This window comes from Mycobacterium sp. C31M (assembly GCF_053345865.1).
In genome coordinates this window covers 104,334-124,331 of sequence record NZ_JBKFAX010000007.1, presented here as the reverse complement: position 1 = coordinate 124,331, position 19,998 = coordinate 104,334, and the positions used below count along the sequence as shown (strand labels likewise).

At 68.4% G+C, this 19,998-nt stretch carries 22 protein-coding genes; 16 read left to right on the top strand and 6 right to left on the bottom strand.

What is annotated here, in order from left to right; genetic code table 11:
* The first annotated feature begins 5 nt into the window (after nt 1-5).
* Genes ACLBYA_RS12760 through ACLBYA_RS12745 form a run of 4 tightly spaced genes read left to right on the top strand, consistent with a single transcriptional unit; the run spans nt 6 to nt 6,476 of the window.
* The gene (locus tag ACLBYA_RS12760; RefSeq protein ID WP_447709775.1) at nt 6-4,388 is read left to right on the top strand and encodes an amino acid adenylation domain-containing protein; all 4,383 of its coding nucleotides are present in this window, start codon (nt 6-8) and stop codon (nt 4,386-4,388) included.
* A gap of 13 nt (nt 4,389-4,401) precedes the next feature.
* Complete coding sequence (gene mbtG / locus ACLBYA_RS12755) at nt 4,402-5,697, top strand: NADPH-dependent L-lysine N(6)-monooxygenase MbtG (RefSeq protein ID WP_447709774.1); 1,296 nt, start codon at nt 4,402-4,404, stop codon at nt 5,695-5,697.
* Nucleotides 5,675-5,884 (top strand): MbtH family protein, encoded by a 210-nt coding sequence (locus ACLBYA_RS12750; protein WP_447709773.1) that lies wholly within the window; start codon nt 5,675-5,677, stop codon nt 5,882-5,884. The genes mbtG and ACLBYA_RS12750 overlap by 23 nt, the downstream gene beginning before the upstream one ends.
* Nucleotides 5,885-5,927: 43 nt before the next feature.
* Complete coding sequence (locus tag ACLBYA_RS12745; RefSeq protein WP_447709772.1) at nt 5,928-6,476, top strand: DUF998 domain-containing protein; 549 nt, start codon at nt 5,928-5,930, stop codon at nt 6,474-6,476.
* Here the strand turns inward: ACLBYA_RS12745 and ACLBYA_RS12740 are convergent.
* The gene (locus tag ACLBYA_RS12740) at nt 6,465-6,773 is read right to left on the bottom strand and encodes a type II toxin-antitoxin system VapB family antitoxin (protein WP_447709771.1); all 309 of its coding nucleotides are present in this window, start codon (nt 6,771-6,773) and stop codon (nt 6,465-6,467) included. The genes ACLBYA_RS12745 and ACLBYA_RS12740 overlap by 12 nt on opposite strands.
* Nucleotides 6,774-6,966: 193 nt before the next feature.
* Between ACLBYA_RS12740 and hrcA the strand changes: the two genes are divergently transcribed.
* The 8 genes from hrcA to era all read left to right on the top strand — a co-directional run bounded on the left by hrcA (nt 6,967) and on the right by era (nt 14,207).
* Nucleotides 6,967-7,998 (top strand): heat-inducible transcriptional repressor HrcA, encoded by a 1,032-nt coding sequence (gene hrcA, locus ACLBYA_RS12735; protein ID WP_447709770.1) that lies wholly within the window; start codon nt 6,967-6,969, stop codon nt 7,996-7,998.
* 83 nt (nt 7,999-8,081) lie between these two features.
* Nucleotides 8,082-9,233: a molecular chaperone DnaJ gene (gene dnaJ, locus ACLBYA_RS12730; protein ID WP_447709769.1), complete on the top strand. Its 1,152-nt coding sequence runs from the start codon at nt 8,082-8,084 to the stop codon at nt 9,231-9,233.
* A 9-nt stretch (nt 9,234-9,242) separates the two neighbouring features.
* Nucleotides 9,243-9,992, top strand: a complete 750-nt coding sequence (locus ACLBYA_RS12725) for a 16S rRNA (uracil(1498)-N(3))-methyltransferase (protein ID WP_447709768.1) — start codon at nt 9,243-9,245, stop codon at nt 9,990-9,992.
* Nucleotides 9,993-10,072: 80 nt separating this feature from the next.
* Nucleotides 10,073-11,104 (top strand): PhoH family protein, encoded by a 1,032-nt coding sequence (locus ACLBYA_RS12720; protein ID WP_447709767.1) that lies wholly within the window; start codon nt 10,073-10,075, stop codon nt 11,102-11,104.
* Nucleotides 11,105-11,165: 61 nt separating this feature from the next.
* On the top strand, nt 11,166-11,702 hold the full coding sequence (gene ybeY / locus ACLBYA_RS12715; RefSeq protein ID WP_447709766.1) for an rRNA maturation RNase YbeY: 537 nt from the start codon (nt 11,166-11,168) through the stop codon (nt 11,700-11,702).
* Nucleotides 11,699-12,985, top strand: coding sequence for a hemolysin family protein (locus ACLBYA_RS12710; RefSeq protein WP_447709765.1), 1,287 nt, complete (start codon nt 11,699-11,701; stop codon nt 12,983-12,985). The genes ybeY and ACLBYA_RS12710 overlap by 4 nt, the downstream gene beginning before the upstream one ends.
* Nucleotides 12,982-13,296, top strand: a complete 315-nt coding sequence (locus tag ACLBYA_RS12705; RefSeq protein WP_447709764.1) for a cytidine deaminase — start codon at nt 12,982-12,984, stop codon at nt 13,294-13,296. Before ACLBYA_RS12710 ends, ACLBYA_RS12705 begins: the two co-directional genes overlap by 4 nt.
* Complete coding sequence (gene era, locus ACLBYA_RS12700) at nt 13,293-14,207, top strand: GTPase Era (RefSeq protein WP_447709763.1); 915 nt, start codon at nt 13,293-13,295, stop codon at nt 14,205-14,207. Before ACLBYA_RS12705 ends, era begins: the two co-directional genes overlap by 4 nt.
* Here the strand turns inward: era and ACLBYA_RS12695 are convergent.
* Genes ACLBYA_RS12695 through ACLBYA_RS12685 form a run of 3 tightly spaced genes read right to left on the bottom strand, consistent with a single transcriptional unit; the run spans nt 14,204 to nt 16,692 of the window.
* Complete coding sequence (locus ACLBYA_RS12695; RefSeq protein ID WP_447709762.1) at nt 14,204-14,680, bottom strand: CAP domain-containing protein; 477 nt, start codon at nt 14,678-14,680, stop codon at nt 14,204-14,206. The two genes, era and ACLBYA_RS12695, sit on opposite strands and share 4 nt — an antisense overlap.
* A 24-nt stretch (nt 14,681-14,704) precedes the next feature.
* A complete protein-coding gene (locus ACLBYA_RS12690; protein ID WP_447709761.1) occupies nt 14,705-15,253 on the bottom strand; it encodes a CAP domain-containing protein in 549 nt (182 codons plus the stop codon).
* An 11-nt stretch (nt 15,254-15,264) separates the two neighbouring features.
* On the bottom strand, nt 15,265-16,692 hold the full coding sequence (locus tag ACLBYA_RS12685) for an amidase (protein ID WP_447709760.1): 1,428 nt from the start codon (nt 16,690-16,692) through the stop codon (nt 15,265-15,267).
* A gap of 66 nt (nt 16,693-16,758) precedes the next feature.
* On the opposite strand from ACLBYA_RS12685, the gene recO reads away from it, so the two are divergent.
* Genes recO through ACLBYA_RS12665 form a run of 4 tightly spaced genes read left to right on the top strand, consistent with a single transcriptional unit; the run spans nt 16,759 to nt 19,229 of the window.
* Complete coding sequence (recO, locus tag ACLBYA_RS12680; protein WP_447709759.1) at nt 16,759-17,613, top strand: DNA repair protein RecO; 855 nt, start codon at nt 16,759-16,761, stop codon at nt 17,611-17,613.
* Nucleotides 17,549-18,442, top strand: a complete 894-nt coding sequence (locus tag ACLBYA_RS12675; RefSeq protein ID WP_447709758.1) for a decaprenyl diphosphate synthase — start codon at nt 17,549-17,551, stop codon at nt 18,440-18,442. Before recO ends, ACLBYA_RS12675 begins: the two co-directional genes overlap by 65 nt.
* The gene (locus ACLBYA_RS12670) at nt 18,442-18,825 is read left to right on the top strand and encodes a hypothetical protein (RefSeq protein ID WP_447709757.1); all 384 of its coding nucleotides are present in this window, start codon (nt 18,442-18,444) and stop codon (nt 18,823-18,825) included. Before ACLBYA_RS12675 ends, ACLBYA_RS12670 begins: the two co-directional genes overlap by 1 nt.
* A complete protein-coding gene (locus ACLBYA_RS12665) occupies nt 18,822-19,229 on the top strand; it encodes an NUDIX hydrolase (RefSeq protein WP_447709756.1) in 408 nt (135 codons plus the stop codon). Before ACLBYA_RS12670 ends, ACLBYA_RS12665 begins: the two co-directional genes overlap by 4 nt.
* Here ACLBYA_RS12665 and ACLBYA_RS12660 read toward each other — a convergent pair.
* Together ACLBYA_RS12660 and ACLBYA_RS12655 are read right to left on the bottom strand one after the other, a co-directional pair.
* The gene (locus ACLBYA_RS12660; protein ID WP_447709755.1) at nt 19,222-19,614 is read right to left on the bottom strand and encodes a Fur family transcriptional regulator; all 393 of its coding nucleotides are present in this window, start codon (nt 19,612-19,614) and stop codon (nt 19,222-19,224) included. The genes ACLBYA_RS12665 and ACLBYA_RS12660 overlap by 8 nt on opposite strands.
* Nucleotides 19,611-19,973 carry an ArsR/SmtB family transcription factor gene (locus ACLBYA_RS12655; RefSeq protein WP_447709902.1) on the bottom strand — a complete coding sequence of 121 codons (363 nt, stop codon included), beginning with the start codon at nt 19,971-19,973 and terminating at the stop codon, nt 19,611-19,613. Before ACLBYA_RS12655 ends, ACLBYA_RS12660 begins: the two co-directional genes overlap by 4 nt.
* Between the last annotated feature and the right edge of the window lie 25 nt (nt 19,974-19,998).

Sequence of the window (19,998 nt, the reverse complement as noted above, 5' to 3'; positions counted from 1 at the left end):
ACGCAATGAGTGACACCGGAGCCATCATCGACGTGATGGCACTCAGCCCCCTGCAATTGGGGCTGCACTCGCTGGCCGGTCTGACCGACAGCGAGGCCGGAGCCGACCCGTATTTCATCGCGATGGCCGCCGATGTGCACGGCGACCTCGATGCCGATCTGTTGCGGTCGTGTGCCGAGGCGATGCTGAACCGGCACCCCAACATCCGGGTCAGCTTCTTCCAGGGCAACCTGTCCCGACCCGTTGCGGTCGTCCCGGCCACCTTCGAGCTGCCGTGGCAGCACGTGGTCGTCGCGGATGCCGACGAGGCGGCGGCGCTGGAGGCGCAGGCGCGGACCCGGCCGTTCGACCTGAGTCACGGTCCGGCGATCCGGTTCGTGCTGGCCGAACTGCCGCAGTCGCAATGGCGCCTGGTCGTCGTCGCCCATCACATCGTGATCGACGGTTGGTCACTGCCGGTGTTCGTCAGTGAGCTGATGGCGCTCTACGGCGCCGGAGGCGATATCGGTGTGCTGCCGCCCGCCCGGCCGTACCGCGACTACATCGGGTGGCTGGCCGCCCGTGATCCGGAGGTGAGCCGCTCACGCTGGCGCACTCACCTCGACGCCCTGGACGGTCCGACCATGCTCACCCCGGCACTGTCCGGGGAGGTGGTCGGCGGACTACCGGAGCGTACCGAGATCGACCTCGACGAGCAGACCACCACCGAGCTGTTCGACGCGGCCCGCGAGCGTGGCGTCACCGTCAGCACGCTGTTCCAGATGGCCTGGGCGACAATACTGTCGGCGTTCACCGACCGTGATGACGTGGTGTTCGGGGTGACGGTCTCCGGGCGCCCCGACGAGCTGTCCGGGGTCGAGTCGATGGTCGGCCTGTTCATCAACACGGTGCCGCTGCGCATCCGGCTCAGTGCCGCTGAGCGGGTCGGCAGGCAGTGCCTCGCCGTACAGCGCGAGGCCGCCGAGATGCGCGACCACAGCTTCCTCAGCCACGCCGAGATGCGCGCCGCCGGCGGCATCGGGGAGCTCTACGACACCCTGCTGGTGTACGAGAACTTCCCGCCCGGCGGCCTGGTCGGCAGTGGCGAATTCGAGATGGGCGACGCGGTGATCCGTCCCGCGGCCCTGGAGAGCCTGTCGCATTTCCCGGTCACCATCGCCGCGCACCCGACGCACGGCAGGCTCACCGTTCTGGTCGAAACCCTGGACGGCGCACTGGGTCTGCTCGACCCGGCGACCTTGGCCCAACGCGTGCTGACCGTCGTGCAGCGCCTGCTCGCCGGTTGGGACAAACCGCTACGTGATGTCGCGGTCACCCTGGATGGGGAGGACCGGCGCGCGCCGGCAGTCGAGCCCGTCCTCGCCGACGGCGGATTTCACACCGCAGTGGCCGCCGTCGCCGCACAGCGACCGGATGCGGTCGCTGTGAGCTGGCAGACCGGCAGCCTGACCTACCGCGAACTCGATTCCGCCGCTGACCGACTGGCGGCGCACCTTTGCCGGCGTGGGATCGGCGCCGAGACACCCGTGCCGATTCTGCTGCGCCGCGGGCCCGACTACGTGGTCGCCATGCTCGCGGTGCTCAAGGCGGGCGGCCTGATCGTCCCGCTGGATCCGGGGATGCCCGAGGAACGGGTCCGCGAGATCATCGGCCAGACGGGTGCCCAGCTCATCGTCGACGACGAGCTGTTAGCGGGGGCCGACGCCGAACCCGACGCCGCCTACCAACCGGCAGCGGTGCGCCCGGGGCAGGGCGCCTATATCGTCTTCACCTCCGGCACCACCGGAAAACCCAAGGGTGTCATCGGAACCCATCAGGCCGTGCTGTCCTACGGGGCCGATCACGTCCGCCAGCTGTTGGCGCCGGCACGCGAGAGACTGGGCCGCGATCTGCGGATCGCGCATGCCTGGTCGTTCACCTTCGACGCCGCCTGGCAGCCGTTGGTGGCGCTGCTGGATGGGCACAGCGTGCACATCATCGCCGATATCGTGCAGCGCGACGCCGAGGCACTGGTGGCCGAGATCGGCGTGTTCGGGCTCGACATGATCGACACCACCCCGTCGATGTTCACCCAGCTGCGCGCGGCCGGGCTGCTCTCGACCGTGCCGTTGGCGGTCCTGGCCCTGGGCGGCGAGAACATCGACGTCGCCGCCTGGCAGGGCATCCGCGCCGAATGCGACCGCACCGGCATGCGGGCCCACAACTGTTACGGCCCAACCGAAACGACCGTCGAAGCGGTGGTGGCGGCCATCGCCGAACATCCCCAGCCCTGCATCGGCGAGCCGACCGGACCAACCGTGGCCTATGTGCTGGATTCCTGGTTGCGACCGGTACCCGACGGTGTCGCCGGCGAGCTGTACCTGACCGGCGGTCAACTGACCCGCGGCTATCTGGGCAGACCGGGGGAGACCTCGGCCCGCTACATCGCCGACCCGGCCAACCCCGGGCGGCGCATGTACCGCACCGGTGACGTGGTGCGCAGGCTGCCCGGCTCCGGTGCCCTGCAGTATCTGGGCCGCAGCGATGATCAGGTCAAGATCCGCGGATTCCGGGTCGAACCAGGCGAGGTCGCCGCGGCGCTGTACCGCCACCCCGAGGTGCGTCACGCCCATGTCGCGGTGCGCAGGCATCGCAGTGGGCCGCGGTTGACGGCCTATGTCGTGGCCGGGGTAGGGGTTGCGGAGCTGCGCCGCATGCTCACCGCAACCCTCCCGAAGTATCTTGTGCCACATCACATCATCGACGTCGCCGAGATCCCGCTGACCACACACGGCAAGGTCGACGACCGCGCGCTTGCCGCGATCGACGCCGACCGGGGTGCCGGTGCCGCCGCGGAGGCAACCGCGCCGGCCACTGCGACCGAGATCGTCCTCGCCGAGGTGCTCGGCGAGCTCCTGGACACTCAGGTCACCGACGTCAATGCGGACTTCCTCGGCCTTGGCCTGGACAGCATCGTGGCGTTGTCGGTGGTGCAGGCGGTGCGTCGGCGCGGGGTCGCGTTGCGGGCCAGGCTGATGCTGGAATGCGCCAACGTCGCCGAGCTGGCGGCCGCAATCGATGCCGACGAACAGGCCGAGGCGATCGACGTCGACGACACCGGCCCCATACCGCTGCTACCGGCCGGCCACTGGCTGCTGTCTCACGGTGAGGCGCGCAGGCTGGCCCAGACCGAGGTGATCCGGCTACCGGCCGATGTCACGCGGGAGCGTCTGGAAGTTTTGCTGGGCAATGTGATCGACGGTCATGAGGTCCTGCGCAGCCGCCTGGACCGGGCCACCATGAGCTTGTTGCCGCAGCAGCCCGAGGACGTCCTGACCGAGGCGACCGTCTCCGGGGAGCTGGCCGCGGCGGTGGCCGCCCAGACCGACAGTGCGATCCAGCGACTGAATCCCGATCGCGGGGCGATGTTCAACGCGGTCTGGTTGCACCATGACAGCGGCGCCGAGGTGCTGCTGTTGACCGCGCACGTGCTGGCGATGGACCCGGCGTCCTGGCAGATCGTGCTCGGTGAGCTCGAAACCGGTTGGCAGGCGTTGGCTGCCGGGCATAACCCGGCACCGGTGCGTGAACACACCTCGCTGCGCCAGTGGTCCCGGCTGCTCGCCGAACGTGCGCTCAAACTCGACAGCTGCGACTACTGGGAACGTCAACTCGACGGGCCCGACCCGGATCTGGGCGCCCGTCGGGTGCAGCCGGACACCGACCGGGCCGCCGACGCCGTGGTGTCGATGTCGTTCATCGGGCGTGCGTTGACCGCGCAGGTGCTGGCCGCGCCCGCCGGTGTGCCCGAGGTGCTGGCGGCGGCCACGGCGCGCACGATCACGGCATGGCGGCACCATCGCGGTCAGGACACCCCGACCCCGTTGCTCGCCGTCGAGACCTACGGACGTGCCGACGCCGTGGTGTCGGCCGGGCTGACGGATGATTCCCGACAGATCGACACCGGCGACACCGTCGGCCTGCTCAGCGCCATCTACCCGGTGCGGTTGGCCGCCCACGACGCCGTCGGCGTCGCCGCCGAACTCGACGCCATCCCCGGTGACGGTATCGACTACGCGCTGCTGCGCTACCTTCGTGCCGACACCGCCGAACGGCTACGGGCACATCGTGATCCGCAGATCATGCTGAACTACCTGGGCCGGTTGCGGCAGGTCCCCGGCCGGTCCGCGCTGACGGTCGACCGTGCGCTGCTCAACGAGGTGTCCCGGATTCCGGAACCGGAACTCGCCATCCGGCACGAGATCACACTGAACGTGCTGATGGTCGACAAGGACGGGGCGCCGGTGCTGGGCACCCAGTGGCGCACCGTGCCCGACATTCTTTCTGCCGACGACGTCGCCACCTTGCAGGCGTTGTGGCAGGACGCTCTACGAGAGGTGATTTCATGACAGAGGTGTCGAGATGACGAAAACCCTTGCCGTCATCGGCGCCGGGGTGAAGGCCATCGCGGTGGCAGCCAAGGCGGCCGAACTGCGCGCGATGGGTGTGCCCGCGCCCGAGGTGGTCGCGATCGAACGCACGGCGGTGGCCGCCAACTGGCAGGCCGCCGGCGGCTGGACCGACGGAGCGCACCGGCTGGGCACCGGTCCCGAAAAGGACATCGGGTTCCCGTATCAGTCGGCGCTGGTGTCGCGGCGCAACGCCGAACTCGACGAGCGGATGATGCGGCACAGCTGGCAGTCCTACCTGGTGTCGACCGGGCAGTTCGCCGAGTGGATCGACCGGGGTCGTCCCGCGCCGACACACAAGCGGTGGAGTCAGTACCTCAAGTGGGTGGCCGACAACACCGGGATGACGGTGCACACCGGCGAGGTGTCCGAGATCGGGCTGCAGGACACCGATGACGGCACCCGCTGGGAGCTCGGCACCCGGGAGGGTGCGGTGCACGCCGACGCCCTGATGGTCACCGGCCCGGGGCAGGCCGAGCGGTCCATCCTGCCGGGCAACCCGCGGGTGTTGTCGATCGCCCAGTTCTGGCACCGCGCCGCCCAGCACGAGTTGATCGCGGCCGAGCGGGTCGCGGTGATCGGTGGCGGTGAAACCGCGGGCACCATGCTCGACGAGCTGTTCCGGCACCGGGTTTCGACCATCACCGTCATCTCACCGCAGGTGACGCTGTTCACCCGCGGTGAGGGGTTCTTCGAGAACTCGCTGTACTCCGATCCGATCCACTGGGCCGGCCTGACGCTGGCCGAGAAGCGCGATGCGATGAATCGCACCGACCGCGGGGTGTTCTCGGTGCGCGTGCAGGAAGGCCTGCTGGCCGATGACCGTATCCGGCATCTGCGCGGGCGGGTGGCGCACGCGGTGGCCCGCGACGAGCGGATCCGACTGACCTTGCAGACCGAGCGCGGTGGTGAGCGGTTGGAGACAGTGCACGGTTTCGACCTGGTCATCGACGGCTCCGGCGCCAACGCGATGTGGTTCGTGCCGTTGTTGCGCCAAGAGGCCCTCGATGTGCTCGAACTCGGCCTGGGCGGGCCGCTGACCGGTGACAGCATCCAGGAATCGATCGGCTACGACCTGTCGGTCAACGATGTGAACCCGAAGCTGTTCCTGCCGGGGCTGGCCGGGCTGACACAGGGCCCCGGATTCCCCAACCTCAGCTGCCTGGGCCGGTTGTCCGACCGGGTACTGGGCTCCGAACTCTTTCAAAACACTTCCAGGAGAGCCGATGAGCAGCAATCCGTTCGATGACGAGGACGGCGCCTTCTTCGTTCTGATCAACGACGAGGAGCAGTACAGCCTGTGGCCGACGTTCGCCGATGTGCCCGCGGGCTGGCGCGTCGTGTTCGGTGAGAGCACCCGCGCGGACTGCCTGGCCTACGTCGAGGAAACCTGGGGCGACCTGCGCCCGAAGAGCCTGCGCGACGCCATGTCCTGACGGGTCACCCTTTGCCCCCGGCTCGCGGGAATAGGGTGAGGGCGTGACGACCAGGACGCGGCTGGCGGCCGCGCTCTGGATCATCGGAGCGGTCGGCTACTTCACCGCCGAGGCGCTGGCGGCATCGGCGATCGCGGGCTACTCCTACGCCGGCGACTACATCAGCACCCTCGGCGACCCGGTGGCCTCGCCGCAGGCGGCTCTGATGAATGCGGCGTTCGTCGTCCAAGGTCTGTGTTTCGCGACCGCCGCAATCCTGATCGCACCGAAGCGGCTGTGGTTCTTGGCTTTTGCGTTGTGCAACGGTGTCGGCAACATCCTGGTGGCGCTGGTGCACAGCGGTCAGGGCAACACCTGGCATGGGGTGGGTGCGGCGCTGGCGATCATCGGCGGCAATGCGGCTGCGATCGCGGGACCGGCACTCGGCTCCCGGCTGTACCGCGGGACTTCGGTGGCGCTGGGCATCGTCGGCCTGCTGTGCCTGCTGGTGATGGCGACCGCGCCGCCGAATATCGGGATCTGGGAACGCGGGGCGGTCTATCCGATCTTCGCCTGGCAGCTGCTGGCCGCCGTCACGCTGCTACGCCGGTAGCGGGGTGTCCATGTCGTAGACCCGGGCGTGCAACACGGTCCGGTTGCGCAACGCCGCCCGGACGGCCCGGTGCAGACCGTCCTCCAGATAGATGATTCCCTGCCAGCGCACCGCATGCGGGAACAGGTCGCCGTAGAACGTCGAATCCTCGGAGAGCAACCGGTCCAGCGCCAGCACCGTGGTGGTGGTCACCAGTTCGTCGAGTCGGATCTGTCGCGGTGGGATCTGAGCCCACTGCCGGTAGGACAGACCGTGTTCGGGGTACGGCTTCCCGTCGCGGACACCTTTGAAGATCACCGGCGGGCTCCCATGCAGGTGAGGTTATCCGCAATCCGCCGACAATGTCAGAAATGTCATTGCTTGATCAACAACCGAGCCCGACCGAAGGCCGAACACGCCGCTTCCCGCCGTCGCCGTGAATCTGTGCAGTTGGTCCCCGTAAAATGTGGGCAGATCCAGAGCAACGTACCGGCTGAGGCGAGGTGAACTGATGGGTAGTGCCGACGACCGTCGCTTCGAGGTGCTGCGCGCCATCGTCGCCGATTTCGTCGCCACCAAGGAACCGATCGGTTCCAAGACGCTGGTGGAGCGGCACAACCTCGGTGTTTCCAGCGCCACGGTGCGTAACGACATGGCTGTTCTGGAGGCCGAGGGCTACATCACCCAGCCGCACACCAGCTCGGGACGGGTGCCGACCGAGAAGGGCTATCGCGAGTTCGTCGACCGCCTCGACGACGTGAAGCCGATGTCGGTCAGCGAGCGCCGCGCCATCCTGGGATTCCTGGAGTCCGGCGTCGACCTCGACGATGTGTTGCGCCGGGCCGTTCGTCTACTGGCCCAGCTGACCCGGCAGGTCGCCATCATCCAGTACCCGACGCTGTCGACCTCGACGGTGCGGCATCTGGAGGTCGTGGCGCTGACCCCGGCCAAGCTGCTGCTGGTGGTCATCACCGACAGCGGCCGGGTGGACCAGCGGGTCGTCGAACTCGGGGACGCCATCGACGAACACGAGCTGTCCCAGCTGCGGGAGCGGCTGGGCTCGGCGTTGGAGGGTAAACCGCTGTCGGCGGCCTCGGTGGCGGTGGCCGACCTGGCCACCGCACTCGACGGTCGCGGCGGACTGGGCGATGCGGTGGGGCGGGCCGCGACGGTTCTGGTGGAGACCCTGGTCGAGCACACCGAGGAGCGACTGCTGCTCGGTGGCACCGCCAACCTCACCCGCAACACCGCAGACTTCGGTGGGTCGCTGCGCTCGGTGTTGGAGGCACTGGAGGAGCAGGTCGTGGTGCTACGGCTGCTCGCCGCCCAGCAGCAGGCCGGTAAGGTCACGGTGCGTATCGGGCACGAGACCGAGGCCGAGCAGATGCTGGGGACGTCGGTGGTCAGCACCACCTACGGCAGCTCGGGCAAGGTCTTCGGCGGTATGGGTGTGGTCGGTCCCACACGGATGGACTATCCGGGAACGATCGCCAACGTCGCCGCAGTTGCTCTCTACATAGGTGAGGTTCTGGGCACCCGCTGACGGGTCCCCGTAGACGGGCAATACCGCCGGAGGCGGTACGAGAGGCTGATGCCGCCGCAGGCGGTACGAGAGAGGTTTCAAGCGTGGCACGCGATTATTACGGTCTGCTCGGCGTGAGCAAGGGCGCCAGTGATTCGGAGCTCAAGCGCGCCTACCGCAAGCTGGCCCGCGAATTGCACCCCGACGTCAACCCCGACGAGGCGGCGCAGGCCCGGTTCACCGAGATCCAGGTCGCCTACGAGGTGCTCTCCGATCCGGAGAAGCGCCGCATCGTCGACCTGGGCGGGGACCCGATGGAGAGCGCCGGCGCCGGTGGCGGCGGATTCTCCGGTGCCGGTTTCGGCGGCCTGGGTGACGTGTTCGAGGCATTCTTCGGCGGTGGCGCCGGCTCCCGCGGCCCCATCGGCCGGGTGCGCCCGGGTTCGGATTCGCTGCTGCGGATGCGGCTGGACCTCACCGAATGCGCGACCGGGGTGACCAAGCAGGTGACCGTCGACACCGCGGTGCTGTGCGATCTGTGCCAGGGCAAGGGCACCCACGGCAACTCGAAACCACAGACCTGTGGCACCTGCCACGGTCAGGGCGAAGTGCAGACGGTGCAGCGCTCACTGCTCGGCCAGGTCATGACATCGCGGCCGTGCCCGGTGTGTGGCGGGGTCGGCGAGGTCATCCCCGATCCGTGCAATCGCTGCGGCGGTGACGGTCGGGTGCAGGCGCGCCGCGAGATCAGCGTCAAGATCCCCGCGGGTGTCGGCGACGGGATGCGGGTGCGGTTGGCCGCTCAGGGCGAGGTGGGCCCCGGCGGCGGTCCGGCCGGTGACCTCTACGTCGAGGTGCACGAACAGCAGCACGAGATCTTCGTGCGCGACGGCGACGACCTGCACTGCACCGTCAGCGTCCCGATGTTCGACGCGGCGCTGGGCACCACCGTCACGGTCGACGCCATCCTGGACGGCCCGACCGAGCTGACCATTCCGGCCGGCACCCAGCCCGGTGCGGTGACCACGCTGCGCGGACACGGTATGCCGCACCTGCGCTCGGGTGTGCGCGGTAACCTGCACGCCCATATCGAGGTGCTGGTGCCGACGCGCCTGGACGGCACCGATGCCGACCTGCTGCGCAAGCTCAAGGAACACCGATCCCGCGATGTCGCCGAGGTGAAGTCGACGCGCGGCGCTTCGGCGAACGGCGGTGGCCTGTTCAGCAAGCTGCGCGAGACCTTCTCCGGTCGCTGACGACTGTAGATGCGCTCGCTGTTCTACGTCGACACCCTTCCGGCCGCCGGCGGCACCGTCGTCGTCGACGGTGACGAGGGGCACCATGCCGCGACGGTCTGTCGCACCCGCGCCGGCGAGGAACTCGATCTCAGCGATGGTGACGGAACGCTGGCCCATGTCGTGGTCACCGAGGTCGCCAAGGGCCGCCTCGACGCCCGTGTGCTGTCGGTGAGCACGGTCGCGCCGCCGGTGCCGCGGGTGACCATCGCCCAGGCGTTGCCGAAATCCGACCGCTCGGAGTTGGCCATCGAACTGGCCACCGAAGCCGGTGCCGACGGCTTCCTGGCCTGGCAGGCCAACCGCTGCGTGGCTCGATGGGAATCGGCGGCCAAGATCGACAAGGGCCTGGCGCGCTGGGCGGCGGTCGCGCGATCGGCGGCCCGGCAGTCGCGGCGCCCATATGTCCCGACCGTCGACGGCCTGGTCAGCACCAAGGATCTGATCGCGCGGGCGGCCGGCTCCCGGATGCTGGTGCTGCACGAGTCGGCCACCGTGCCGATCGCCGGCCTGGTGGGGCCGGGCGGCCTAGCCGCTGCGGAGTCCGTGCTGCTGGTGGTCGGCCCCGAGGGCGGGGTCACCGAGGAAGAACTGCAGGCACTGGTCGCCGCGGGTGCGCTCCCGGTGCGGCTCGGTCCCTCGGTGCTGCGGACTTCGACCGCTGCGGCCGTGGCGCTCGGGGCGATCGGGGTGCTGACCGCGCGTTGGGACGTGAACTAACCATTGGGACAGGTCGGTGACCAGCGGTAAACTTGCTGGGCACCAGTTCGCAGAACCAGAAAGCAGGCACGAAACACCACGTGACGCCCCGCGAGACGACCGCTGGCCCGATCACCGGACCGGTACGAAGCAGCATCACAGTTCCGCCCGACACCATCGTGGGCCTGCTCGGCTCGGCCGACGAGAACCTGCGTGCCCTGGAGAAACTGCTGACCGCCGACATCCATGTTCGCGGCAACGCCGTCACCTTCAGTGGTGAACCCGCCGATGTCGCCCTCGCCGAACGTGTTTTCGGTGAGCTGGTCGCGGTGCTCAGCCGCGGGCAGTCGCTGACGCCGGACGCCATCCGGCACAGCGTGTCCATGCTGACCGGCACCGCCGAGGCATCGCCGGCCGAGGTGCTGACGCTGGACATCTTGTCGCGGCGCGGTAAGACCATTCGGCCCAAGACGCTCAACCAGAAGCGTTACGTCGACGCCATCGACGCGCACACCATCGTGTTCGGCATCGGTCCGGCCGGTACCGGTAAGACCTACCTGGCGATGGCCAAGGCGGTCGCCGCGCTGCAGGCCAAGGACGTCAACCGCATCATCCTGACCCGCCCCGCGGTGGAAGCCGGTGAGCGCCTTGGCTTTCTGCCCGGCACGCTGACCGAGAAGATCGACCCGTACCTGCGCCCGCTGTACGACGCGCTGCACGACATGATGGATCCCGCGGCGATCCCGAATCTGTTGGCGGCCGGGGTGATCGAGGTCGCGCCGCTGGCGTTCATGCGTGGCCGCAGCCTCAACGACGCGTTCATCATCCTCGACGAGGCACAGAACACCACGCCCGAGCAGATGAAGATGTTCCTGACCCGGCTGGGCTTCGGCTCCAAGATGGTGGTCACCGGCGACGTCACACAGGTCGACCTGCCCGGTGGTGCGCAGTCGGGGCTGCGCGCGGCCTCGAACATCCTCGACGGTATCGAGGACATCCACTTTTCCGAGCTCACCAGCGCCGATGTGGTGCGCCACCGGCTGGTGTCGCAGATCGTGGACGCCTACTCCCGGCACGAGGAGCGACCCGAGCTGTTGAACCGCGCCCAGCGTCGCTCGGGGCCGCGGCGATGAGCGACGCTTGCGGAGCGAATAATCAGGTGTCGTGCGGGACCCGAGCCTGCGAGGGAACCGCATGAGTATCGAGGTCTCCAACGAATCGGGCATCGACGTGTCCGAGTCCGAATTGATCAGCGTCGCCAAGTTCGTCATCGCCCAGATGGACGTCAACCCGGCCGCCGAGTTGTCCATGGTGCTGCTCGACGAAACGGCGATGGCCGATCTGCACGTGCGGTGGATGGATTTGCCCGGACCCACCGACGTGATGAGCTTCCCGATGGACGAGCTCGAACCCGGTGGCCGTCCCGACGCCGCCGAACCGGGCCCGTCGATGCTCGGCGATATCGTGCTGTGCCCGGAATTCGCCGCGAAACAGGCCGAGAAGGCCGGACATTCGCTGGGGCAGGAGCTCGCGTTGCTCACGGTGCACGGTGTGCTGCACCTGCTCGGCTATGACCATGCCGAACCCGATGAGGAGAAGGAGATGTTTGCGTTGCAGCGCCGTCTCCTCGAGGAATGGGTTGCCGATCAGGTCGACGCCTACCGGCAGGACCTGCAGAACGAGAAGGATCGCCGGCTGCTGGACCGGTCGCGATACTTCGACCAGCAGTGACCGGTATCACGCCGCTGCTGGGCGCGGTGCTGCTGATCGGGCTCGGTGGCCTGTTCGCCGCCGTCGACGCCGCCATCAGCACCGCCTCGCTGGCCCGGGTCGAGGAAATGGTGCGCGACGAGCGCCCCGGGGCCATCCGGTTGGCCAGGGTGCTGGCCGACCGGCCCCGCTACATCAATCTTGTTGTGCTGCTGCGTATCACCTGTGAGGTGACGGCCACCGTGTTGTTGGTGTCCTACCTGGACGGGCCGCTCGGTGTCGGGTGGGGGTTGTTCACCGCCGCGGTGACCATGGTGGTGGTCAGCTTCGTGGCGATCGGGGTCGGCCCGCGCACCGTCGGACGCCAGAACGCCTACACCATCGCCTTGGCCTCGGCCCTTCCGCTGCATGCCATCTCGGTGCTGCTCACCCCGATCAGCCGGCTGCTGGTGCTGATCGGTAACGCGCTGACCCCGGGCCGGGGCTTCCGCAACGGCCCGTTCGCCTCCGAGATCGAACTGCGCGAGGTGGTCGACCTGGCCCAGCAGCGCGGTGTGGTGGCCGACGACGAACGGCGGATGATCCAGTCTGTTTTCGAACTCGGCGACACCCCGGCCCGCGAGGTGATGGTGCCGCGCACCGAGATGGTGTGGATCGAATCGGACAAGACGGCGGGGCAGGCGACATCGTTGGCCGTGCGCAGCGGGCATTCCCGGTTGCCGGTGATCGGGGAGAACGTCGACGATGTCGTGGGTGTCGTCTACCTGAAGGACCTGGTGCAACAGACGCGTTCGGAGTTGGGCAACACCGATATGCGGGTCGGCGAGTTGATGCGCCCGGCGGTGTTCGTGCCGGACTCCAAGCCGTTGGACACCCTGCTGCGGGAAATGCAGCGGATGCGTAACCACATGGCGCTGCTGGTCGACGAATACGGTGCCATCGCCGGGCTGGTCACCATCGAGGATGTGCTGGAGGAGATCGTCGGCGAGATCAACGACGAGTACGACTCCGATGAGGTGGCTCCGTGGGAGGTGCTCGGCGACAAACGGTTCCGGGTGTCGGCACGCTTGCCCATCGAGGATCTGCCCGAGCTGTATGAGGATCTCGAGGTGGACGGGGACCTCGAGGTCGACACCGTCGGAGGGCTGCTGGCCCACGAACTGGGCCGGGTGCCGCTGCCCGGTGCCCAGGTCAGTTGGAACGGGCTGCGGTTGCGGGCCGAGGGCGGGCCCGACCATCGTGGCCGGGTACGCGTCGGCACGGTGCTGATCAGCCAGGAAGAACGCCAGGAGGACGAGAGATGAGCTTGCAGGCCGAAGACGCCAAGCTGGTGACGCTGGCCCGCGGTGCGATGGGCCGCGCCGAGGCGACTCAGGGCGCGGCCGTGCGGGATCTGGACGGACGCACCTATGCCGGTGCGCCGGTGACGCTGTCGGCGCTGACACTGACCGCCCTGCAGGCCGCGGTGGCCGCCGCGGTCTCCAGTGGCGCGGCCGGCCTGGAGGCCGCCGTGCTGGTCGGCGGGTCGGCCGAGGACGCCGGGATCGCCGCGGTGACCGAACTGTCCGCCGATGCCGCCGTCATCGTGACCGACCGGTCCGGGACGCCGTTATGAGCACCGAGTTCCGCTCCGGTTTTGTCTGTTTCGTCGGCCGGCCGAACACCGGCAAGTCCACGCTGACCAATGCCCTGGTCGGGCAGAAGGTGGCCATCACCTCCAACCGACCGCAGACCACTCGGCACACCATCCGCGGCATCGTGCACCGCGAGAACTTCCAGATCGTGCTCGTCGACACCCCGGGTCTGCACCGGCCGCGCACACTGCTGGGTCAGCGGCTCAACGATCTGGTCAAGGACACCTATTCCGAGGTCGACGTCATCGGATTCTGCATCCCCGCCGATGAGGGCATCGGCCCGGGGGATCGGTGGATCTTCGACCAGATCTGCGCGGTCGCGCCGCGGACCACCCTGGTGGTGGTTGTCACCAAGACCGACAAGGTGCCCCGCGACAAGGTGGCCGCCCAGCTGGTCGCGGTGCAGGAGGCGTTCGGCGCCAAGGCCGCCGATATCGTGCCGGTCTCGGCGACCGCCGGTCAACAGATCGATGTGCTCACCGACGTGCTGGTCTCGCACCTGGAGCCGGGGCCGGCGTTCTACCCCGATGGCGAACTCACCGATGAGCCCGAGGAAGTACTGATGGCCGAACTCATCCGTGAGGCGGCTCTGGAAGGTGTGCGCGACGAGCTACCGCACTCGCTGGCCGTCGTCATCGACGAGATCGAGGAACGTGAGGGACGTCCAGAAGATGATCCTCTGCTGGACGTGCACGCCATCCTCTACGTCGAGCGTGACAGCCAGAAGGGTATCGTGATCGGCAAGGGCGGTGCGCGACTGCGTGAGGTCGGCACCGCCGCCCGCCTGCAGATCGAGAAGCTGCTGGGCACCAAGGTGTTCCTGGACCTGCGGGTGAAGGTCGCCAAGAACTGGCAGCGTGACCCGAAACAGCTTGGCCGGCTTGGCTTCTAGTGTGTCGCGAAGACGGCGACAGCAGTCAGCCGACCGTTCGCCGTCGCCGTGCGAACGCCGATGTCGACCATCCGGCAATCGGCGATGACCGCTTGATGGACCGGACTGTTCATCCACATGTCGATCGCCGATTCGGGGTTGGCCAGCCCACCGGTGCCCCAGAAGACGATTTCGTTCGAGAGTGCCACGGGGGCATAACCGGTAGCGTCCAGCCGAGACGCGGGCGTGGATCCATCGGACCCCGTGTGACCCGAGACACCTTGCGCTGCCATGTCGTTCGCGTGCCGGGCCGCGGCCGCGGTCAGTCGGTCGTCATCGAATGCCGAAGAACAGCCGATCCGGCTGCGCTGCTCGTTGATCAGGGACAGCACTCTTGCGGAGTCGGACGGGGCAGCCGCTGACGGAGCGGCCCCGACCATGAACCCGGCGAGCAGCAGTGCGGGCACGGTGGTGGCCGTGAGCAGGTTCCTCACCAGGTTCCTCAAGTCATCCGACGGTCAGGGCGTCCAGCCCGGGACCTGGCCGAAATCGCGGATGTCGGAGGGCACCGGCGGTGCGCCGTCACCCTTGCCGTAGACCGCGACGACGACGGTGCGGTCCCACACGCTCTCCGACCACACCCCGATGTCGACATTGGTGCAGTCGGCCATGATCGCGTAGTAGTCGGGCCGGTGGTACCACTGATTGATCAGTTCGATACCGCTGATGGCCAGCGCTGGGTTGATCGCGACGGTCTCGGCCACCGCTCCGGCATAACCGGCGTTGCGGGCCCGGTCGGCGACCGTGGTGCCGTCCGAGCCGATATCAGCGTTGAGCGCGCGGTTGTTCAACACGTCGTTGGTGTGCCACTGCGCGGCCAGGCGCAGCTTCGGGTTGATCTTCACGTCATTGCTGCAGCCGGCCTTGTGCTGGACGGTGTAGACGTTGGCGACGACGCCGTCGTTGAGGCGCCGGTTGTCGGCATTGGCGGCCGGTGCGGTGATGACCGCCCCGGCGGCCAGGGCGACCATCGGCAGGACGGTCACGCAGCGACGTATTGCGGTCATAGCTGATGAGGCTACGTCAGCGCCGGACTCTCCCACCACGGTTCCGGCTGCTTGGCCATCCAGCCGTTCATCGCCTCCAGCTGACCGGCCAGCGAGATCAGCAGCGGCTCACTGTCGGCCGGGCCCATCAGCTGCACACCGATGGGCAGCCCGTCTGAGGTGAATCCGGCCGGAACGTTGATCGACGGCCAGCCGAGCAGATTCCACGGCCAGGTCACCGGGCAGGCCCGGATCATGGCCCGGTCGGTGGCCAGCGGCCCGCGGTCGTCGTACTCGTCGACCAGGGGTGCGGGCTGCGCGGTCGTCGGCGCAATGACGACGTCGGCGATGTTGAAGATCCAGCCGACCCGGCGCTGCGCGGCGGCCTCGGCGGCGCGCGCCTTGCGCAATGTGTTCTGCGACAGCAGCCACCCGGTGCGGATATTGCTCACGGTGCGTTTATCGAGCTCGACGTCCGAGCCGAGCCGGTGTGACCAGTCGACCAGTCCCGAGGTCGACCGGGACAGGAAGTTCCACGACATCCGCAGCCCATAGTTCGGGTCGGCGCGGTGCACGTGGTGTCCGAGCTGTTCGAGCTGATCGGCGACCCCCTGCAGGGCCGCGGCGATCTCCGGGTGCAGGGTGGAGCGGAAGAAGTTGAACGGGAAGGCCGTCGACATCGCGACCCGCAGCGCGCCGGGCGCCCGACCGACGTGTTCGGAGACCCGCACCGGCGCCGGCTTGTGCAGATCACCGTCGGCGTTACCGGACGCGGCGTCGAGCACCAGGGCCGCGTCGGTGACGGTGCGGGCCAACACCCCGTTGACGGTGATGCCGTTGAATGCCTCGGGCAGCGGCCAGGTGGAGATGCGTCCGCGCTGCGGTTTGATGCCGACCAGGTGGGTCCAGGCGGCCGGGATGCGGACACTGCCTGCCCCGTCGGAACCGATGGCCGCGGTGACCAGGCCTGCGGCCACCGCGGCGGCGCTCCCGCCGGAGGATCCGCCGGGGCTGTGGCGCTGTGACCACGGATTGTGGGTGTGGCCGAAGCCGGGTCCGCTGGTGAACGGCCACTGACCCAATTCGCAGGTGTTGGTCTTGCCGACGATCACCGCGCCGGCCGCGCGCAGCCGGCGGACCACCTCGGCATCGGCGGTCGCCGGTGCCGGGTCGGCGACGGTGCCGAACCGGGTGGGCACCCCGGCCACGTCGACGTCATCCTTGACCGCGATCGGGATGCCGAGCAGCGGAAGCTGTTGTCCGGCAGCACGTTTACGATCCGCGGCGGCGGCATCGGCGAGCGCCTGGCGGGTGAACACCACCCGGAAGGCATTGAGGGTGGGCTGGCTGGCCTCGATGGCGTTCAGGGACTGCCGTACCAGTTCTTCGGAGGTCACCGCACCGCTGGCGAGCCGGTAGAGCAACTGGGTGAGGGTGGGGAATTTCGGGGTGGAAGCCATCGTGAAGTCGAGGATATCCGGCGTTGCGAAGCGGCCGATGTCACCGTGCTGTGCGACACTGTCCCGATGCGGTTGTACCGGGATCGAGCGGTCGTGCTGCGCCAGCACAAGCTCGGCGAGGCCGACCGGATCGTGACGCTGCTCACCCGCGAACACGGTGTGGTGCGTGCGGTGGCCAAGGGGGTGCGGCGCACCCGCAGCAAGTTCGGGGCGCGGCTGGAGCCGTTCGCGCACATCGACGTTCAGCTGCATCCCGGCCGCAACCTCGACATCGTCACCCAGGTGCAGTCCATCGACGCGTTCGCCGTGGACATCGTCAGCGACTACGGCCGCTACACCTGCGCCTGCGCGGTCCTGGAGACCGCCGAACGCCTCGCCGGTGAGGAACGTGCGCCCGTCCCGCAGCTGCACGGGCTGACGGTGGCCGCGCTGCGGGCCGTCGCCGAGGGTCGCCGGCCACGCGAGCTGGTGCTCGACGCCTATCTGCTGCGGGCGATGGGCATCGCGGGGTGGGCGCCGGCGCTGACCGAATGCGCGCGGTGTGCCGCCCCCGGCCCGCACCGGGCGTTCCACGTCGCCGCCGGTGGCAGCGTATGTGTGCACTGTCGGCCGTCCGGTTCGGCGACGCCCGCGCAGGCGGTGCTGGATCTGATGTCCGCCCTGCACGACGGGGACTGGGAGTTCGCGCAAGCCTCCACCTCATCGCAGCGCAGCCAGGCCAGCGGGCTGGTCGCCGCGCACCTGCAGTGGCATCTGGAACGTCAGCTGCGGACATTGCCGCTGGTGGAGCGCGTCTACCGGGTGGATAGTGCGGCCGTTGAACGCAGGCCGGGGGTGTTCGGGCAGGATATGGCCCATGGCATTGAACAGGGAAGGCAAGCGGGGCAAATCTCCGTACCCACAGCTCGCCCCGGCGCCTGAGGACTATCCGGAGTTCCCGGATACCTCGTCGTGGCCGGTGGTGTTCCCGGATCTGCCGCCCAAGACCAACGGCCGGTTCTCCCGGCCGCCGCAGCACCCGTCGAAGGCGGCGCCGCCGCAGATCCCCGCCGACCAGGTACCCAACCATGTCGCGGTGGTCATGGACGGTAACGGCCGGTGGGCCACCCAGCGTGGGCTGGGGCGCACCGAGGGCCACAAGATGGGCGAGGCGGTGCTGATCGACATCACCTGTGGCGCCATCGAACTGGGTATCAAACACCTGAGCGTCTACGCGTTCTCCACCGAGAACTGGAAGCGCAGCACCGAGGAAGTGCGCTTCCTGATGGGCTTCAACCGTGAGGTGGTGCGCCGGCGCCGCGAGAACCTGGACGCGATGGGCGTCAACATGCGATGGGTCGGGTCCCGGCCGCGGATGTGGAGCAGTGTCATCAAGGAGTTCGACATCGCCGAGCAGATGACCGTCGGCAACGATGTCATCACCGTCAACTACTGCGTGAACTACGGCGGGCGCACCGAGATCGTCGAGGCGGCACGGCAACTGGCCGACGAGGCGGTGTCCGGCAAGGTCAATCCGAGCCGGATCAGTGAGGCGTCCTTCGCCAAGCACCTGCACCGTCCCGACATCCCGGATGTGGACCTGTTCATCCGCACATCGGGGGAGCAGCGCGCCTCCAACTTCCTGATCTGGCAGGCCGCGTACGCCGAGTACGTGTTCCAGGACAAGCTCTGGCCCGACTACGACCGCCGCGACCTGTGGGCCGCGTGCGAGGAGTATGTCCACCGCAACCGCCGCTTCGGGCGCGCCTGATGGACCTGGCCGAGCGATTGGCGGCGGTGGCCGAGGCGCTGTTGCCCGCCACCCGCGAGGATGACGGCGCGCTCACAGTGCACCACGACGGCACCTTCGCCTCGCTGCGGGTGGTGACCGTCGGCGAGGGACTGGACATGGTGTCGCTCAACCAGATCCTGGTCTGGGATCACCCCCTCGACGACACCCTGCGCGCGACGGTGGCCGGGCACACCCGCGATACCCTGCTGGGCACGGTCTCGCTGGTGGAGAAGGACGATTCCGCGGATGTGTTGCTGCGCTACAACTTCCCGGCGTCCGGGCTGTCCGACGAGGCGCTGGGCACGCTGATCATGATGGTGCTGGCGACCGGCGCCGACGTGCGGCGCACGCTCGTTTCGTGACCCCGGTCAGTCCCGTCATCCGCATCGTCGCGGCGGTGGTGCTCGACGACCGCAATCACGTGCTGGTGGTGCGCAAACGCGGCACCATGGCGTTCATGCAACCGGGCGGCAAGCTCGAGCCGGGGGAGACACCGCTGCAGGCGCTGCACCGCGAGGTCGGCGAGGAACTCGGGGTGGGGATCGTCGAGGGATCGGTTCGTGAACTCGGCCATCACGATGCGGCGGCGGCCAACGAACCCGGCCACCGCGTCGCGGCCGACCTGTTCCTGGTCGAACTCGACGGGCCGCCGAGCCCGGGCGCCGAGATCGTCGAGATGGCCTGGGTGGACCCGCAGGAACCGGGGGACCGGGAACTCGCGCCGCTGACGCTCGGTGCGGTGTTGGAGTTCGTGCGCGTCAGTTGACCGCGCACGGGCCACAGAGGCCGAATATCTCGATCGTGTGGCTCACGTCGGTGAATCCGTGTTCGGCGGCGACCTCGTCGGCCCATACCTCGGCCGCGCCGCCGTCGACCTCGACGGTGCTGCCGCAGACCCGGCACACCAGGTGGTGGTGGTGATGGTCCGAGCAGCGTCGGTAGACGGACTCGCCGGTGTCGGTGCGCAACGTGTCGACCTGGCCGGCGGTGGCCATCGACTGCAATGTGCGGTAGACGGTGGTCAGGCCGATTCCCTCACCCTGTTTGCGCAGTTCGTCGTGTAGTTCCTGGGCGGAGCGGAAGTCGTCGATGTTCTCCAGCAGGGCCGAGATGGCGGCACGCTGTTTGGTGGACCGCACCGGCGCGTTCACGACACGTCCTCGGACGCGTGGGTGACGGCGGCGACGACGATCTCGGCCAGGTGATGGTCGACCAGGCGGTACATCACCTCGCGGCCGCTGCGTTCGCCGGCGACCACGCCCGCCGATTTGAGGATCCGCAGGTGCTGGCTGACCAGTGGCTGGGGCACCTGCAGCGCGTCGACGAGTTCGTGCACACAGCGCATCGATTCGCGCAGTTGCAGCACGATGGCGATGCGTAGCGGCGCCGCCAGTGCGCGCAACAGATCACCGGTGGTGTCCAGGATCTCCCGGGATGGCAGCTCCGGGAACGGCGCGCCCAGATGCGAGTGCCCCGCGTGATCTTCGGCCGTGGCAGAATTGGAAATCATTTTCATTACGACTCAGAATACATGC

Coding starts and splice junctions, on each gene's coding strand:
- ACLBYA_RS12690 (WP_447709761.1), bottom strand. CDS start 15,253: ATGACCGCAATACGTCGCTGCGTGACCGTCCTGCCGATGGTCGCCCTG.
- ACLBYA_RS12705 (WP_447709764.1), top strand. CDS start 12,982: ATGAGCTTGCAGGCCGAAGACGCCAAGCTGGTGACGCTGGCCCGCGGT.
- recO (WP_447709759.1), top strand. CDS start 16,759: ATGCGGTTGTACCGGGATCGAGCGGTCGTGCTGCGCCAGCACAAGCTC.
- ACLBYA_RS12675 (WP_447709758.1), top strand. CDS start 17,549: ATGGCATTGAACAGGGAAGGCAAGCGGGGCAAATCTCCGTACCCACAG.
- ACLBYA_RS12655 (WP_447709902.1), bottom strand. CDS start 19,973: ATGATTTCCAATTCTGCCACGGCCGAAGATCACGCGGGGCACTCGCAT.
- ACLBYA_RS12685 (WP_447709760.1), bottom strand. CDS start 16,692: ATGGCTTCCACCCCGAAATTCCCCACCCTCACCCAGTTGCTCTACCGG.
- ACLBYA_RS12760 (WP_447709775.1), top strand. CDS start 6: ATGAGTGACACCGGAGCCATCATCGACGTGATGGCACTCAGCCCCCTG.
- ACLBYA_RS12725 (WP_447709768.1), top strand. CDS start 9,243: ATGCGCTCGCTGTTCTACGTCGACACCCTTCCGGCCGCCGGCGGCACC.
- mbtG (WP_447709774.1), top strand. CDS start 4,402: ATGACGAAAACCCTTGCCGTCATCGGCGCCGGGGTGAAGGCCATCGCG.
- ACLBYA_RS12670 (WP_447709757.1), top strand. CDS start 18,442: ATGGACCTGGCCGAGCGATTGGCGGCGGTGGCCGAGGCGCTGTTGCCC.
- hrcA (WP_447709770.1), top strand. CDS start 6,967: ATGGGTAGTGCCGACGACCGTCGCTTCGAGGTGCTGCGCGCCATCGTC.
- ACLBYA_RS12750 (WP_447709773.1), top strand. CDS start 5,675: ATGAGCAGCAATCCGTTCGATGACGAGGACGGCGCCTTCTTCGTTCTG.
- ybeY (WP_447709766.1), top strand. CDS start 11,166: ATGAGTATCGAGGTCTCCAACGAATCGGGCATCGACGTGTCCGAGTCC.
- era (WP_447709763.1), top strand. CDS start 13,293: ATGAGCACCGAGTTCCGCTCCGGTTTTGTCTGTTTCGTCGGCCGGCCG.